The following is a 14,324-nucleotide window of genomic DNA, read 5'->3' as shown; positions in this document are numbered from 1 at the left end:
TCACACGTCCAGCAAGACGCGGTGCTTGAGGTGCCGCATGAACACCGCCATGAACTGCGCGTCCTGCCGCGCCCCCCAGACCGCCAGTGCGTGGCCGACAACCCAAAGCACGGCACCCGGGATCCACAACTGCAGGCCCAACCCCACAGCGGCCGCCAAGGTTCCGTTGGCGATGGCCACCGTCCGCGGCGCACCCCCCAGCAGAATTGGCTCCGTCAGCGACCGGTGCAGCGGCACTTCGAAGCCAGGGATGTCCGATCCGCTCATGCCAGCACCGCTCCGCCGGAGAAGCTGAAGAAGCTCAGGAAGAAGGAAGAGGCCGCGAACGCGATCGACAGGCCGAACACGATCTGGATCAGCTTGCGGAAGCCCCCAGACGTGTCGCCGAAGGCAAGGGCCAGGCCCGTCGAGATGATGATGATCACCGCCACGATGCGCGCCACCGGTCCCTGGATGGACTCGAGGATGGACTGCAGCGGCGCCTCCCACGGCATGCTGGAGCCAGCGGCATACGCAGGAGCCGCCACCGCCAGCAGTGTGAGCAGCGGGAAGGCGGCACGCAGCAGCGCCCGCCTGGAACAGCGACGAAGGATCATGAAGAATCTCCTGGAAGGGGTGACGACGATTGAGGAGGCACGGACTCGGAAGACCCGGGCAGCGCAGGCTCCAGCGAGTCGTCCAGCAGATAGCCGTTGGTGTCGTGGCCGACGACCCGTGCAATGCAGCGAACCCGACGGGCGTGACCGCGCCCCGCGAGATGCACCACCACGTTCACCGTCTCGGCAATGAGTGCGCGCGGAACCGCAAGGCTGACTTCCTGGATGAGCTGTTCCAGCCGCGTGAGAGCACCAGCTGCTGAATTGGCGTGCACCGTGGCAATGCCGCCCGGGTGGCCGGTGCCCCAGGCCTTGATCAGGTCCAGCGCTTCGGCGCCGCGCACCTCGCCGACCACGATGCGGTCCGGCCGCAGGCGCAAGGTGGCGCGCACCAGGTCGGCCATGGTGGCCGCACCCGGTTCTGCGCGCAGGCTCACGTGGTCCTCGCTGCGGCACTGCAGCTCCACGGTGTCCTCCAGCACGAGCACACGGTCACGTGTCTGGGCCACTTCGTCGAGCAGCGCGTTCGCCAGCGTCGTCTTGCCGGTGCTGGTGCCGCCGGCCACCACAATGTTCAGGCGGGCCCGTACGGCGCAGCGCAGGAAGGCGGCCTGTGCCTCGCCCATGATCCCGGCGGCCACATAGTCCGCGAGGGTCATGATGGCCAGTGCCCGCTTGCGGATCGCGAACGATGGCGCCCGCACGATGGGCGGTAGCGCCCCCATGAAGCGCTCTCCCGTTTCGGGCAATTCGGCCGACAGCAGCGGCGCCCCCGAATGCACCTCCGCTCGCACATGCGCGGCGACCAGCCGGATGATCCGCTCGGCATCGGCGGCCGTCATCCGATGGCCGGTCGGCGCCCTGCCCGTCCCCAGCCGGTCCAGCCAGAGCGAGCCGTCGGGGTTGAGGAGGACCTCGATCACGTCGCGGTCTTCGAGAGCGGCGGTGATCTCAGGCCCCATGGCCGTGCGCAGCATGCGAATGCGCCGCTCTGCCGGTTCGCCATCGGTCCATGCGTCGGAGGCAGTCATGCGCCCTCCTCGCGGCTTTCCGGAACCGGCCCGGCGGAGTCGTCCGGGACAGGACCGGCAACCACGGACTCCTCCTGGACTTCCCGGACCAGGCTGCGCCCGCGCTGCACATGCCGCGCCAGCTGCTCGATGAACTGTGCATAGCGCGCACGACCTTGGGCGCGGACGGCCTCCTGCTGATGCTCCGGGACGGGCAGAGCCAAGGTCAGGTAGTGGCGCACGAACAGCGCGACCGTCTCGATCAGGATGCCCTGGTCACGCTCCAGGCGCTCGAACTGGCGGGACAGCCGGTCCAGGCGCTTGGTCAAGGCAAGCTCGCGCTGCTCCGCCACGTCTGGCGCAAGGTAGGCAGACAGCGCCGCGGCGATCACGGACGACTTCGATACGCCGCGATGGGCCGCGATGTCATCCAGCCGGCGGGCATGGTCCCGCTCGATGAAGATGTTCAGGCGCGTGCGCCGCGTGCCGAGGCTCATAGCACGATCCCGTCCTCCGGATCCAGCGCCGCCAAGCGGGCGAGCCGAGACCGATCACGCACGGCATGGCCACCACGGGCGCCAGCGAGGCCGCGAGGCAAAGGCATGCTCCCGTCGTCGACCTCTTCGTCGAGCAACAGCAGATCCACCGGCTCCGGCTCAGGCGTGACCGGCGGCGAGAGATCCAGTTCTGGCTTCAGCTGATGGCCGCCTTCGTCCGAGGACGAGTCGCAGAACTGCGCCGCCGGTACCCCTGCGCCGCCACCCGCAGGCAGCGCATGCCAATCGTCCGGCCGAGCGGGCGGCCGGTCGGGATAGCGGCCCACGGTCAACCTCGGCGGCGGCAGTACACGCGCAGTGAAATTGCGGTCCAGGAAATAGCGCAGCTTGCGCGCCCGAATGGGCGCATGGCCCGACACCATCACGACAGCGTCGTCGGGCGGCAGCTGCATGACCTCCCCGGGTGTCAGCAAGGGGCGAGACGTCTCCTGGCGCGACACCATCAGGTGCCCCAGCCAGGGCGCGAGCCGATGGCCGGCATAGTTGCGCTGGGCGCGCAACTCCGTGGCCGTCCCCAAGGCGTCAGAGATGCGCTTGGCGGTGCGCTCGTCATTGGTGGCGAACGCAATGCGCACATGGCAGTTGTCCAGGATCGCGTGGTTCGGCCCATAGGCCTTGTCGATCTGATTCAGGCTCTGCGCAATCAGGAAGGCACGCAGGCCATAGCCGGCCATGAACGCCAGCGCCGATTCGAAGAAGTCCAGCCGTCCCAGGGCCGGGAATTCATCCAGCATCAGCAGCAGCTTGTGACGCCGTTCCAGGCCATCCGAGCCGTCGAGCGACTCCGTGAGCCGGCGGCCGATCTGGTTGAGGATGAGCCGGATCAGCGGCTTGGTGCGGCTGATGTCCGAGGGCGGAACCACCAGGTACAACGAAAGCGGGTGCTGCGCCGAGATCAGGTCCGCGATACGCCAGTCGCACCGGGCCGTCACCTCCGCCACCGTGGGATCCCGGTACAGGCCCAGGAAGGACATGGCGGTGGAGAGCACGCCCGAGCGCTCGTTATCGCTCTTGTTGAGCACCTCCCGCGCCGCAGACGCTACCACCGGGTGCGGCGCGGTCCCCAGATGCAGCGTCGTCATCATGCGGTGCAAGGTGTGCTCGAAGGTGCAAGCAGGGTCGGACAAGAAGTTCGCGACGCCGCGCAGCGTCCGGTCTTCGTCCGCATAGAGCACGTGCAGGATCGCCCCCACCAGCAGCGCATGAGAGGTCTTCTCCCAGTGGTTGCGCCGCTCGAGCGCACCCTCGGGGTCCACCAGGATGTCGGCAATGTTCTGCACGTCGCGAACCTCGTGTTCGCCGCGCCGCACCTCCAGCAGCGGGTTGTAGGCGGCAGACCGTGCATCCGTGGGGTTGAAGAGCAGGCAGTGAGAGAAGCGAGACCGCCAGCCCGCCGTGAGCTGCCAGTTCTCGCCCTTGATGTCATGCACCACCGCCGAGCCGGGCCAACTGAGCAGCGTTGGCACCACCAGCCCCACGCCCTTGCCCGAGCGCGTCGGCGCGAAGGCCATCACGTGCTCTGGCCCCTCATGGCGCAGGTAGGCGCCATCGCGCGCGGGAAGACGGCCTAGGAATACGCCGGCGGCGCCCGTCAGGCCGGCCTTGTCGATCTCGGTGCGCTCCGCCCACCGCGCCGAGCCGTAGGTCGTCACACGGCGCGACACCCGCGAATGCCACACCGCCATGCCGATGGCCACGCCCGTGGCAAGGAGGCCGCTGCTCGCCGCGATGGTGCCGCCTCGGCTGAAGACCTCGGGCGCATAGGCGTCGTACCAGTACCACCATTCGAAGAGCTTCCAGGGTTCATAGACCGGCTGCCCGAGCAGTTCGAACCACGGTCCGCCAAGCCGGGGCTGATGCCCGAGGGCACTGGCCGTCCACTGCGTGCCCGCCCAGACGCCGCCCAGGGAAGTGGCGGCGACCGCGGCGATTCGCCCGACCAGCACACCGCTTTGCACCTCATGCGACATCCAAGCTCCTTGACACGACCACTGAACGGCGGCCCCAGCCGCGCAACTGCGGTGCAGTGTCCGAAGAGCAGCGAAGGCCGACCACCCACGCTGGCGTACCCAGGCGTACTGCAGTCCAGAGCGCCTGCTCATCGCCCACGTCCCTGTGCAGCGTTCGGTCCAGCGTCGGACTGTGAACGAGACATCTGCTGCACCACGCGGACGAAATGCTCTTCAAGCTCCCGGCCTCGGTCGGCCAGTGCGCTGCCTGCAGGCGTCAAGCGGATCGGACGCCGGCGCCGGTCGAACAACGCCACGTTGCCGAGTCGGTACTCCAGCTCACGGATGGCACGCGAAAGATTCGACGCATCCGTCGGCAGCTGCTCTGCGGCGCGCCGAATGCTGGCCGCTCTCGCAACAGCCATGAAGAAGCGAAGGTGGCGCAGGCTGATGCCCTGGATCATGAGAGGACTCCACTCGACGGTCGGCGTTGGGGCACCACCGGCGATGGCGCCCGATGCCATGGCTGCCGAGTTTGGAGAGACGGGCGCCACAGAACACTCCCCGGATCTGGTAGGCCACTGCATTCAGCAGCTTGCGAAACCGGCGAAAGCCACGCAGCAACGTTGACCGCGATGCAACGCTCGCGTCGATACCTCAACGGCGCGAGCCATCAAGCCCATTCGCTGGAACCACACGATTGCGTGCCACGCAAGCGTTGCCCCCAAATGGCCCGCATCGGAGCATCGCGGCTTCTCACCGACTCCCGAGGACGCCCCATGACTCTCTCTATACGCCGCCTTCTCCTTGGTCGCTGGTTCACCCTGGCAACGCTCTGTGCAGGTGCGTGGCTCGGCGTGGCCCATGCCCAGGACACCAGCTACCGGATTGCCACCGAAGGCACGTATCCACCCTGGAGCTACAAGGATGCCCAGGGCACCTTGCAGGGCTGGGACGTCGACATCGCGCGTGCCCTGTGCGAGAAGATGAAGGCGAAGTGCGAGATCGTGGCGCAGGACTGGGATGGCATGCTTCCAGGTCTGCTCTCGCGCAAGTTCGATCTGATCGTTGCGAGCATGGCGATCACCGAGCAGCGCCGCCAGCGCGTCGCCTTCTCGACCAAGTACAAGGACACCGTATCGCACTTCGTCGCCCGCAAAGGAACTCCCGACGAGGTGAGCCCGCAAGCGCTGAAGGGCAAGACGATCGGCGTGCAACGCGGGTCGATCCAAGCCGGCTACCTCACCCACAACTACGGAAGTGCGGATCTGCGCTTCTACGACACGCCCCAGGCCGCTGAGCTCGACATGGTCGCGGGCCGGGTCGACTACATCTTCGGCAACATGGTGACCTACTTCGTGGGCTTCATGAAAACGCCCCAGGCCAAGGACTTCGCGTTCGTCGGGCCCGAGTTCAAGGGCGGGCTGCTCGGGGAAGGGAACGGGATCGCAGTCCGCAAGGACGATCCTCAGACCCTGGCCAAGGTCAATGCCGCGCTCGACGCGATCCGGGCCGACGGGACGTATGACCGCATCACGGCCAAGTACTTCCCCTTCAAGCTGATGTAGGCCGTGTCGATCCCATGAACCTGCTTCAAGGCTATGAGGGGCAACTGCTGACCGGAGCGCTCACCACGCTGCAGCTGGCCGCCGCTTCGCTCCTGCTTGGCTCCCTGTTGGGCGCAGCCTGCTGCTGGCTGCAGCTCGCGCCGTTGCGCCCGCTACGGGTGATCGGCGCCGGCTACGCCGCTGTGGCACGCGGCGTGCCGGACCTGCTGATCGTCTTCGCCGTCTTCTTCGGGGGCTCACTGACACTCGCCAAGCTCACAGGACGCCATGTCGAGATCGACACCTTCCTGGCCGGCGTCGTCGCTTTGGCGCTGTCCTTTGGCGCTTATGCCGGCGAGATCGCGCGTGGCGCTCTGCAGGCCGTGCCCACCGCGCAGCGAGAGGCAGCTCGCGTGCTGGGACTCTCACGCGCGCAGACCTTGTGGATGGTGGTTCTGCCACAGGCGGCACGTACGGCGCTCGCCCCCTTCGGCAACCAGACCATCGTCCTGCTCAAGCAGACCTCCATCGTCTCCATCGTGGGATGCGACGAGCTCATGAGGAAGGCCGCCGAAGCGTCGGGCGCGACACGGCAGCCCTTCACGATGTACTTGGCCACCGCCTGCATCTATCTGGCGTTGACCGGCGCGTTGACGCTCGGCCTCGACTGGGCCGAACGCAAGGTCGCACCACAGGCGGTGAGGTGAATGGGCATGTTCGACATCTCACTGATCTGGTCCGTCATGCCGACGCTGCTGACAGGCGCTCGGCTCACGCTCGTACTCACGGCGCTTGTCGTCCTGCTCGGAGTCGCTTTGGCTTTACCCATCGCAATCGCCCGCAATGCCAGGTGGTCCGTTCTGCGGACAGCCGCCAATGGCTATGTGCTCTTCTTCCGGGGCACACCTGCGCTCGTGCAGCTGTTTCTTCTGTACTACGGCGCGGGTCAGTTCGACCTCATTCGCGGCTCGTTCCTTTGGCCCCTGCTCCGCGACCCCTTCTGGTGTGTCGTCATCGCCCTCGGCCTGAACTCCGCCGCCTACGCGGGAAAGACGCTGGCCGCCTCTCTCGCTGCCGTGCCCAGTGGCATCCGTGAAGCGGCCTTCGTCCTTGGCCTCAGCCGTGCACGCACCTTCTTCCACCTGGAGCTGCCCCTCGCCCTCAGGACCGCATTGCCGGCCTTGGGCAACGACGTCGTCCTGACCTGCAAGGCGACCTCATTGGCAAGCACGGTGACCCTCATGGACCTCACCGGCACCGCCCGGCTGCTGACCTCCGAAACCTACGCACCGTACGAGGTGTTCATCGGAGCCGGCCTGGTCTATCTTTCCATCAACTACATCCTGATGGCCGGCCTGAGACAACTCGAACGCCACCTCGATCTCCACTCCACCCCACGCACAGCATGAAATTCATCACCTTGGGCCCCGCGGGCAACAACCACGAATTGGTGACGCGGCGCTACCTCGACTTCCACGGGCTGAGCGCCACCGCCACCTTGACGCTCACCGGGGACTTTGCCGAAGCGGTCGCCGCGGTGCTCGTCGGCGAAGCCGACTTCCTGGTCCAGTGCGCCGTTCATCCCGACTGCACGGCCACGATGGCCAAGTCCTTCCAGGGGCTCCACGCTGTGGACACCTTCCTCTCGCCGAGCCGAGACCTGGCGATCATCCGCCGCAAGGATGCCGCGCCAACCGGCGCGCTGGCAGTGATGAGTCCCACCCTGGACTACATCGATGCCAGCGGCTGGGATCGCATCGACCTCGTCCCCACCGTATCGGACGTGGCCCAGGGTCTCATCGACGGCACCTACGTCGAGGGCCTGGCCTATGCCTCATTGGCCGAGGCACACCCGGACATCCTGAAGATCGAACATTTCATTGGCACTGTGGACGACGCCTGGATCGTGTACGGCCGCACCCGCGTGACCGAAGGACGGTTGCTGGCCTGGCCAGACAGCCCCGCAAGTCGTCTGTACCGAGCCCAAACGGCATGAACACGCAAAGCCGAGCCGCTGCACCGGTGGTGCATGTCAGCGGCGTCAACAAGCACTTCGGCGCTCACCAAGTCCTGCACGACATTCACCTCAACGTGACCGCAGGAGAGCGGGTCGTCATCTGCGGCCCGTCCGGGTCAGGCAAGTCAACCCTTGCGCGCTGCATCAGCGGCCTTGAACCCTACGGAAGTGGCGAGGTGCGGGTCAATGGGCAGTCGGTCTCACCCCGGATGCGGCACAGTGACCTCGTGGCCGCGAACATCGGCATGGTGTTTCAGCAGTTCAATCTCTTCCCGCACCTGACCGTATTGCAGAACTGCACCCTGGCCCAGCGGTGGGTGCGTCGTCGAAGCGCACAAGAGGCGCGCGACATTGCGATGGTGCAGCTCGCGAAGGTCCGGCTGGCGGAGAAGTCGACCGCCTATCCGGGGCAGCTGTCAGGCGGTCAACAGCAACGCGTCGCCATCGCTCGGGCCCTGTGCCTCGATCCATCGGTACTGATCTTCGACGAGGCCACATCCGCGCTGGATCCTGAAATGGTCAAAGAGGTACTCGACGCCATGATCCTGTTGGCCAAGGACGGGATGACGATGATCTGCATCACGCATGAGATGGGCTTCGCCCGCGCCGTGGCAGACAAGGTCGTGTTCATGGAGGCGGGTCAGATCGTGCAGCAGGAGACACCAAACAACTTCTTCGATACCAATGCTGACCCAAGGATTCAGCAGTTCCTCAAGGGCGTTCACTGAGCACCGGTGTGCGTGACATGCACCACGGCTGTGAATGCCCGATGCGTGCCAAGGTCTGAGCTGAATGCTGCCGACAGAGCCGCCGAAATCCCGTTCGCTGGACCTCTCGTGTCTTCCTAGAATAGTTGGCAACGAGGAGTATCCGGTGATTCGTAAGATCAAGATCGAGGGCTACAGAAAACACAGAAACTTGACCGTCGAGCCGAACGCTACGTTCAATCTGATCGTTGGAGCCAACGAGTCCGGGAAGTCAACGCTCATGGAAGCAGTCGCTTTGGGGCTGACTGGCCGTATCAACGGTCGCAGCGTACATGAAGAGCTCAATCCCTACTGGTTCAACACGGCTGTCGTCGCCGAGTTCGTCGCGAAGCGGGCCGGCGGTGTCGCTGCCAGCTTCCCAGAGATTCTGATCGAGCTGTCCTTCGCTGACCTTCCGGAGTTGCAGGTTCTCTGCGGAGCGGTCAACACGCATTTGCCAACGACCGCATGCCCCGGCGTGAGCCTGAGGATCTCGGCGAACCCAGAGTACGCAGAAGAACTGGAGGAATGGGCAAAGGCGCCAACCGCTCTTTTGCCGGTGGAGTACTACCGCTGTGACTGGAGATCGTTCGCCGACAAGGAACTGACAACGCGGCCGAAGGTGCTGGCCACGGCAATCATCAATTCCCATACGGTGCGTACGTCGTCTGGCATCGATCACCACATGCGCCAGATCATGAGCGACCAGTTGGAACCGGCAGAGCGTGCACAGATCTCGCTCGAGTACCGTCGCGTAAAGGCGTCTATGTCCGATTCAGCCTTAAGCGGCGTCAATGCGCGGATGAGCACCGTGCACGCCACGTTGCATAACCGCCCTATCGCCCTGGCGATGGATCAGACCGCAAGATCGTCGTGGGAAGGTTTTGTCACTCCGCATGTCGACGAAGTGCCATTCGCCATGTCCGGGCAGGGGCAGCAATCGGCGATCAAGATCTCACTCGCGATGAACCGGCACGCCGGGAGCGCCAAGATCGTCACACTCGAAGAACCTGAGAATCATCTGACGCACACCAGCCTGGTCACGTTGCTGTCCCGGATCGAGTCCCTCGCAGGAGAGCAGCAGCAGTTGTTCATCACAACCCACAGCTCGTTCGTGCTCAACCGACTGGGGCTGGATGCGCTCCTACTGATGGGCAATGAGGTTGCGGCCAGGCTCACGACGCTCACCGCCGAGACGATCGAGTACTTCAAAAAGCTTCCTGGTTATGACACGCTGCGCATCGTCCTCGCGAACAAGATTGTCCTTGTGGAGGGGCCGTCCGACGAGATCTTGTTCGAGCGAGTCTTCCATGACACGTTCGGCAAGCGCCCGATGGCATGCGGAATCGACGTCCTCAGCATGCGTGGCCTTTCGCTCGCCCGCGGCTTGGAGCTGTGCGCGAAGCTAGACAAGCAGATTACCGCGCTTCGCGACAACGACGGTGTGGATCCCGCCGACCTGCGCACGCCCGTCGCCGCGTGGCTAAAAACTGGGGTGCGCGAAGTTTTCATTGGAGAAGTCGCGCACGGAGAGACGCTTGAACCCCAGTTGATCCACCACAACGACGAGGCCACACTCCGCAAGATCCTTGGTCTCACGCCCCAGGCCGACCTGCTGAAGTGGATGACCCGTGAGAAAACGGAGGCGGCGCTGCGGATCGCCACCTCCGCGACGAACATCGTGCCTCCGGCCTACATGCTAGAGGCAGTCAAGTTCGCGCATGGCTAACCACCTCACGCTGGCGGTCGCAGGCTCGCGCAAAACACAAGGGATCGTCGAGCGTTGCGCTTCCGTGCCACGGGAGCGCCGAGTACTGGTCCTGACCTACACACAGGCCAACCAAGAGGAGCTGACAAGCCGCCTCAGGCAGTATGCGGGAGACCACCACCACGTGGAGGTACTGGGATGGTTCACCTTCTTGCTGCGACATTTCGCGAAGCCCTTTCTCCCGTTCAAGTTCGCAGGCAAGCGTGTCCTCGGCTTCAACTTCGAGGGGAGGCCCAGGTTCATGGCCAAGGGAGTCGCTCGCTTCATGGATCCCAGCGGCGCCGTGTACGGCTGCGAACTCGCACGCCTCGCGCATGAATTGATCCAGGACAGCAAAGGTGCGCTTCTTCGACGACTGGAGTGCATCTACGACGAAATCCTGATCGACGAGGTACAGGATCTGAGCGCTCACGACTGGGAGATCATCGACACGCTGCTGCACTCATCCATCGACATCCAAATGGTCGGTGACATCCGCCAGTCCGTCTTGGCTACGAACCCGCGCAGTGCGAAAAACTCCAAGTACTCTTACGCTGGGGCTATCCACTGGGCGCGCGAGCGCGAGGCCAAAGGTTTGTTGGAAATACTGGAGAGCGCGACGACATGGCGATGCCATCCTCATGTCGCCAAGTTTTCGGACAGCATCTTCGACCCGTCGTGGAAGTTCCCCGAAACCCAGTCCAAGAATGAAACAGTCACGGACCACGATGGGGTGTTCCTGGTCTCAGCCAAGCATGTTACGCAGTACGTGCAACGCTTTAAGCCCCAGTGCCTTCGCTACAACGTTACATCCGGTAAGGCCTTTGATTTTGACTACCTGAACTTCAAGGTCTCCAAGGGCATGACGTTCGAGCGGGTTCTGATCGTTCCGACCGCGCCGATTGCTCAGTTCGTTGCCCACGGAACTCATCTAGAAGCGGGATCCGCTTCCAGCTTTTACGTCGCGGTGACACGGGCCAAGCAGAGCGTTGCGATAGTTCTCGATGAGGCCGGATCATCGCTGCTTCCCGTGTGGAAACCAACTCCGGAGAATTGATCCAATGAGACCGCCCGACGACGTCCGGGCGGTTTAAGGGAAGGTCACACGGGCTGAGACGTATTTGCCGTAGCTGACTGCTGGGGAATGCAGCAGCCGGAGCGGCCGATCCCAGCCATGCGCCCGTTCATGAGTGACCAAGCTATTCGTGTCAGGTCTCGGTTTTTGAGGCCGGCCTGCGGCAGACCCTCAACTGCCCGCTCTTCTTAGCAGCGGTCATTCAGCGTTGTACGGGCTACCGGCTGCTCACAGTCTGAATCTTGTGCAAAGTGAGGGACTGCCCATTTCAACGGCGATGGATCGTCGCGGATCGCGCTAGGCTCCGATACATTTCTTAAGCGACGCTGCCGCTGTATTTAAGTCTCCCGCGGATGGATTAAAGATGCCTCTGACATACAGATCGCGAAGCATCCGCGTCTTCTTAACGTTCCATAGGTCTGCATTGGTTTTGAGGCACGTAGCGATCAGCCAGTCTTCCAGGAAGTCGATGGCGGGCTTTGATCCGCCTGCATTTGCCAAAGCAGTGGGCTTGCCCTTCGGAGTGGTAGAAGGCAGAAAGTACAGTGCCGGATGGCCATTCTTGTACTCATCAAAGATCTCGTTGTAGAGCTGCAGATGCTGGGCGTTCGTTGCTTCCTTGATCATCGGTTGACGTTCAGCCTTTCCAACATACCAGGGAATCACTCGCTTTGCGCCTGAGGACTTCACTCCAAAGACATAGCAGCCCGGCGCGGTCGAGAGGACATGCGATGCTTCACTTTCGGCGATCTCATTACGTACGGCCTTTACGTGGTCATGCTTGATGATCGTTTTAGTGGGAAAGTAATAGGGTCCAAACACATCAAAGTTCATTGTTTCCTCCTGTTCGGCGGGATGGTAGCTTCCCGTGAACTGCGGCTACGTGCCGAGGGCGAGGTCGACCCCGGGTTCTAGGGGTCGACGGCACTCGACCTCGCAGGGCTGGTAAACGCAGCCAGTCTTGAGTGACCGTGTTCAGCTGCGGAGAGGGCAAACCGTGAGACGGCTCACTGCCCTCGCAGTAGGAAACAACGCACGTGAAGTTGCAGCGACCAAGCTCCTGCAATGTCGCCCTCATGCAGTCGCCGCTAGACGTCACTGGCCTTCGAAATCCTTCACCCGGACCTCCACCGTCGGCACCGCTGGCATGCGCGACCTCCCCTACGTGGAGAAAAGGTTGCTTGCGCACCAGCTCGCTGAGCTTATTGTGCCCATAGTTGCGCGCGTCAAACGATGCATGGTTCTTCCCGATGAAGCCACCCACATCCCCTAGATGCGCCCAGCTGCTGTCTCGCGCACGGCATGCATCAGCAAACCCTTGAGATCCGGACATCCGCTACGAGGGGCGGGGCGCCTGCCGCCGCTGTCCACAGTACCCGCCCTGACTGCATCAGCTTGTCAGGTCTCGGTTTCGACAACGCTGGTCCTTCTCTTCCTTTGAGAGCTCTGACTCAACACAGTTGCCGAGCACCTCACACTGCCGGCGATTGGCGGCCTGATGATCGAAGAACTGGCGCGCGCCGTTTGTACTGTTTCAACTGCTGGCGATGTTCGGGCTGATCTTCGCCATCGCCCCGGCACTGGCCGAAGGCTGTTGCGCAAGCGCTGCCGGCCATGGCGCGGTATCAGCCACGTTAGGAATGGCAGCAAGCAGCGTGGCGTGATCGGGCGGCTGCTGGGCTTCAGCAAAGGATGCCACCGCATTCCCACTGGGTCAGTTCCAGGTGGAAATCAACAGGAATAGGTTCGGCGACGGCGACTGACTAGTGCGCGCGCCGGGGTGAGGCTGCTTGCAGGTGAGCGCTCTTGGCGGTTCTCCCGTGGCAAGTTCCAAGCAGGCGTCGGTGGAGATTCTGGCGAGAAGCCTGAGCGGCTATTGGCCGCCGTTGGAACTCCACAAGTGACCAAGCTGGCCGTGTCAGACCTTGTTTTTTGCGGCCGGCCTGCGAAAGATCTGGCTGTCTTGCCTTCCCACAGCCAGTCATTCAGCGTTGAACGTGCTACCGGCTGCTCTCAGTCTGAAGCTGCCTCCCACGTGATACCGATACCCGCCCATGGTCTCTCTTCCTGAGGCGGAGCGTGAGCGATCAGAACAGCCCGCCTTGAGATGGCGGAACTTGGTCAGAACCTCTCGGCGATCTCACATTCGGCTTAGCCGGCACCGAGCGCCTCTGCCTAGCCTCTGGCTGCCCCTTCATCGGCCCACCCCATTGCCTGAAGAACCGAGGCGCCTCCGCCAAGGAGCATGACATCCACAGGTCGTACTCATCTGGCTCCAGAAAGACAGGCATCCTCTTCTCCGTCCCCGGTTCTTGGAACTGGCTGTAGAACGGATGCCTATCGCAGTTCACCGTCAGCATCGTGTAGCTGAACTTCTCGATGCCGTGTTCCAGCCACTGGCTGTACAGGCCGGCGATGCCGAAGGGCGTGCCGTCTTCCTTCTCGATACGCCAACGCTCGCTGGTCAGGTCCTCGGCGTATTTCGGCTCATAGACCGCTTTGGCCGGAACCACGCAGCGCAGGCCTCGCATCCAGCTGTCCTTGAAGCTGGCCTTGGTGCTCACCGTCTCACTGCGCGCGTTGTAGGTGCTGCGCCCGTACGCCACCTCGCGGCGCCAAGGCGGCAGCAGCCCGAAGCGGCCGGCCTCGAACTCGCGCTGTCCATTCACCAGACGAATGAAGGGGCCGAGCCCCGTCGGATAGAGCTCTGGCGGCGTCTCTGCCTGCGCATCCCGCCGCACGCCGAAGAACGCCAGGAGTTCGTCGGCAATGGTGACGGGCAGGTAGTTCGCGCACATGCAGCTCATGATAGGACCGCATCACGAGACTTTTGTCTCGCCGCTTCCCACGAAGAAAGGCGCTGGACAAAGCACACCGTGAGAGGATGACAACGAGGTCGCACCTTTCAATCAGTTCGACTCCCTTCGACCTGAGATTTCCTCCCTCGCGATCTCTTTGGCCTGCCCCAAGCAGGCCTTTTCTTTGGCTGTGCTGATCACGGCCACAGCTCCGCGAAGCTGGCCATCCTAGAGGCCGCTCACGAAGTTTTCAGCTCGGCGCGCCTTCCAAACCGGCGCTGG

General features: G+C 63.5%; 16 protein-coding genes. 7 read left to right on the top strand and 9 right to left on the bottom strand.

Annotation, left to right across the window (positions count from 1 at the left end):
• The 6 genes from L0984_RS14660 to L0984_RS14635 form a co-directional block, all read right to left on the bottom strand.
• Positions 1 to 267 carry a VirB3 family type IV secretion system protein gene (locus tag L0984_RS14660; RefSeq protein ID WP_234194347.1) on the bottom strand — a complete coding sequence of 89 codons (267 nt, stop codon included), beginning with the start codon at positions 265 to 267 and terminating at the stop codon, positions 1 to 3.
• Complete coding sequence (locus L0984_RS14655; protein WP_234194346.1) at positions 264 to 596, bottom strand: TrbC/VirB2 family protein; 333 nt, start codon at positions 594 to 596, stop codon at positions 264 to 266. The genes L0984_RS14660 and L0984_RS14655 overlap by 4 nt, the downstream gene beginning before the upstream one ends.
• Positions 593 to 1,627, bottom strand: coding sequence for a P-type conjugative transfer ATPase TrbB (gene trbB / locus L0984_RS14650; RefSeq protein WP_234194345.1), 1,035 nt, complete (start codon positions 1,625 to 1,627; stop codon positions 593 to 595). Before trbB ends, L0984_RS14655 begins: the two co-directional genes overlap by 4 nt.
• Positions 1,624 to 2,103 carry a CopG family transcriptional regulator gene (locus L0984_RS14645; protein ID WP_234194344.1) on the bottom strand — a complete coding sequence of 160 codons (480 nt, stop codon included), beginning with the start codon at positions 2,101 to 2,103 and terminating at the stop codon, positions 1,624 to 1,626. The genes trbB and L0984_RS14645 overlap by 4 nt, the downstream gene beginning before the upstream one ends.
• Positions 2,100 to 4,133, bottom strand: coding sequence for a conjugal transfer protein TraG (locus tag L0984_RS14640; protein WP_255697368.1), 2,034 nt, complete (start codon positions 4,131 to 4,133; stop codon positions 2,100 to 2,102). The genes L0984_RS14645 and L0984_RS14640 overlap by 4 nt, the downstream gene beginning before the upstream one ends.
• A gap of 128 nt (positions 4,134 to 4,261) precedes the next feature.
• Positions 4,262 to 4,576, bottom strand: a complete 315-nt coding sequence (locus tag L0984_RS14635; RefSeq protein ID WP_234194343.1) for a LysR family transcriptional regulator — start codon at positions 4,574 to 4,576, stop codon at positions 4,262 to 4,264.
• A 315-nt stretch (positions 4,577 to 4,891) separates the two neighbouring features.
• Here L0984_RS14635 and L0984_RS14630 point away from each other — a divergent pair, with 315 nt between their 5' ends.
• The 7 genes from L0984_RS14630 to L0984_RS14600 all read left to right on the top strand — a co-directional run bounded on the left by L0984_RS14630 (position 4,892) and on the right by L0984_RS14600 (position 11,226).
• A complete protein-coding gene (locus tag L0984_RS14630) occupies positions 4,892 to 5,680 on the top strand; it encodes an ABC transporter substrate-binding protein (RefSeq protein ID WP_234194342.1) in 789 nt (262 codons plus the stop codon).
• A 14-nt stretch (positions 5,681 to 5,694) separates the two neighbouring features.
• Positions 5,695 to 6,366, top strand: a complete 672-nt coding sequence (locus tag L0984_RS14625) for an ABC transporter permease subunit (RefSeq protein ID WP_234194341.1) — start codon at positions 5,695 to 5,697, stop codon at positions 6,364 to 6,366.
• A 6-nt stretch (positions 6,367 to 6,372) separates the two neighbouring features.
• On the top strand, positions 6,373 to 7,068 hold the full coding sequence (locus L0984_RS14620) for an ABC transporter permease (protein WP_234194340.1): 696 nt from the start codon (positions 6,373 to 6,375) through the stop codon (positions 7,066 to 7,068).
• Positions 7,065 to 7,655, top strand: coding sequence for a hypothetical protein (locus L0984_RS14615; RefSeq protein WP_234194339.1), 591 nt, complete (start codon positions 7,065 to 7,067; stop codon positions 7,653 to 7,655). Before L0984_RS14620 ends, L0984_RS14615 begins: the two co-directional genes overlap by 4 nt.
• The gene (locus L0984_RS14610; RefSeq protein WP_255697366.1) at positions 7,652 to 8,404 is read left to right on the top strand and encodes an amino acid ABC transporter ATP-binding protein; all 753 of its coding nucleotides are present in this window, start codon (positions 7,652 to 7,654) and stop codon (positions 8,402 to 8,404) included. Before L0984_RS14615 ends, L0984_RS14610 begins: the two co-directional genes overlap by 4 nt.
• Positions 8,405 to 8,549: 145 nt before the next feature.
• A complete protein-coding gene (locus tag L0984_RS14605) occupies positions 8,550 to 10,151 on the top strand; it encodes an ATP-dependent nuclease (protein ID WP_234194338.1) in 1,602 nt (533 codons plus the stop codon).
• Entirely contained in the window at positions 10,144 to 11,226 is a 1,083-nt protein-coding gene (locus L0984_RS14600) for a UvrD-helicase domain-containing protein (protein ID WP_234194337.1), read from the top strand. Before L0984_RS14605 ends, L0984_RS14600 begins: the two co-directional genes overlap by 8 nt.
• Positions 11,227 to 11,541: 315 nt before the next feature.
• Here the strand turns inward: L0984_RS14600 and L0984_RS14595 are convergent, their stop codons facing one another.
• The 3 genes from L0984_RS14595 to L0984_RS14585 form a co-directional block, all read right to left on the bottom strand.
• The gene (locus L0984_RS14595; RefSeq protein WP_234194336.1) at positions 11,542 to 12,078 is read right to left on the bottom strand and encodes a hypothetical protein; all 537 of its coding nucleotides are present in this window, start codon (positions 12,076 to 12,078) and stop codon (positions 11,542 to 11,544) included.
• Positions 12,068 to 12,577: an OST-HTH/LOTUS domain-containing protein gene (locus tag L0984_RS14590; RefSeq protein ID WP_234194335.1), complete on the bottom strand. Its 510-nt coding sequence runs from the start codon at positions 12,575 to 12,577 to the stop codon at positions 12,068 to 12,070. The genes L0984_RS14595 and L0984_RS14590 overlap by 11 nt, the downstream gene beginning before the upstream one ends.
• Before the next feature lie 754 nt (positions 12,578 to 13,331).
• Entirely contained in the window at positions 13,332 to 14,042 is a 711-nt protein-coding gene (locus L0984_RS14585; RefSeq protein WP_234194334.1) for an SOS response-associated peptidase, read from the bottom strand.
• Positions 14,043 to 14,324 lie beyond the last annotated feature (282 nt).

Origin of the sequence: Pseudacidovorax sp. NFM-22 (genome assembly GCF_021401245.1) — a bacterium.
Taxonomy (GTDB): domain Bacteria; phylum Pseudomonadota; class Gammaproteobacteria; order Burkholderiales; family Burkholderiaceae_C; genus Xenophilus.
This window is presented reverse-complemented; position numbering and strand designations above follow the sequence as displayed.

Coding starts and splice junctions, on each gene's coding strand:
- L0984_RS14625 (WP_234194341.1), top strand. CDS start 5,695: ATGAACCTGCTTCAAGGCTATGAGGGGCAACTGCTGACCGGAGCGCTC.
- L0984_RS14585 (WP_234194334.1), bottom strand. CDS start 14,042: ATGTGCGCGAACTACCTGCCCGTCACCATTGCCGACGAACTCCTGGCG.
- trbB (WP_234194345.1), bottom strand. CDS start 1,627: ATGACTGCCTCCGACGCATGGACCGATGGCGAACCGGCAGAGCGGCGC.
- L0984_RS14590 (WP_234194335.1), bottom strand. CDS start 12,577: ATGTCCGGATCTCAAGGGTTTGCTGATGCATGCCGTGCGCGAGACAGC.
- L0984_RS14610 (WP_255697366.1), top strand. CDS start 7,652: ATGAACACGCAAAGCCGAGCCGCTGCACCGGTGGTGCATGTCAGCGGC.
- L0984_RS14640 (WP_255697368.1), bottom strand. CDS start 4,133: ATGTCGCATGAGGTGCAAAGCGGTGTGCTGGTCGGGCGAATCGCCGCG.
- L0984_RS14660 (WP_234194347.1), bottom strand. CDS start 267: ATGAGCGGATCGGACATCCCTGGCTTCGAAGTGCCGCTGCACCGGTCG.
- L0984_RS14630 (WP_234194342.1), top strand. CDS start 4,892: ATGACTCTCTCTATACGCCGCCTTCTCCTTGGTCGCTGGTTCACCCTG.
- L0984_RS14620 (WP_234194340.1), top strand. CDS start 6,373: ATGTTCGACATCTCACTGATCTGGTCCGTCATGCCGACGCTGCTGACA.
- L0984_RS14615 (WP_234194339.1), top strand. CDS start 7,065: ATGAAATTCATCACCTTGGGCCCCGCGGGCAACAACCACGAATTGGTG.
- L0984_RS14645 (WP_234194344.1), bottom strand. CDS start 2,103: ATGAGCCTCGGCACGCGGCGCACGCGCCTGAACATCTTCATCGAGCGG.
- L0984_RS14600 (WP_234194337.1), top strand. CDS start 10,144: ATGGCTAACCACCTCACGCTGGCGGTCGCAGGCTCGCGCAAAACACAA.
- L0984_RS14635 (WP_234194343.1), bottom strand. CDS start 4,576: ATGATCCAGGGCATCAGCCTGCGCCACCTTCGCTTCTTCATGGCTGTT.
- L0984_RS14595 (WP_234194336.1), bottom strand. CDS start 12,078: ATGAACTTTGATGTGTTTGGACCCTATTACTTTCCCACTAAAACGATC.
- L0984_RS14655 (WP_234194346.1), bottom strand. CDS start 596: ATGATCCTTCGTCGCTGTTCCAGGCGGGCGCTGCTGCGTGCCGCCTTC.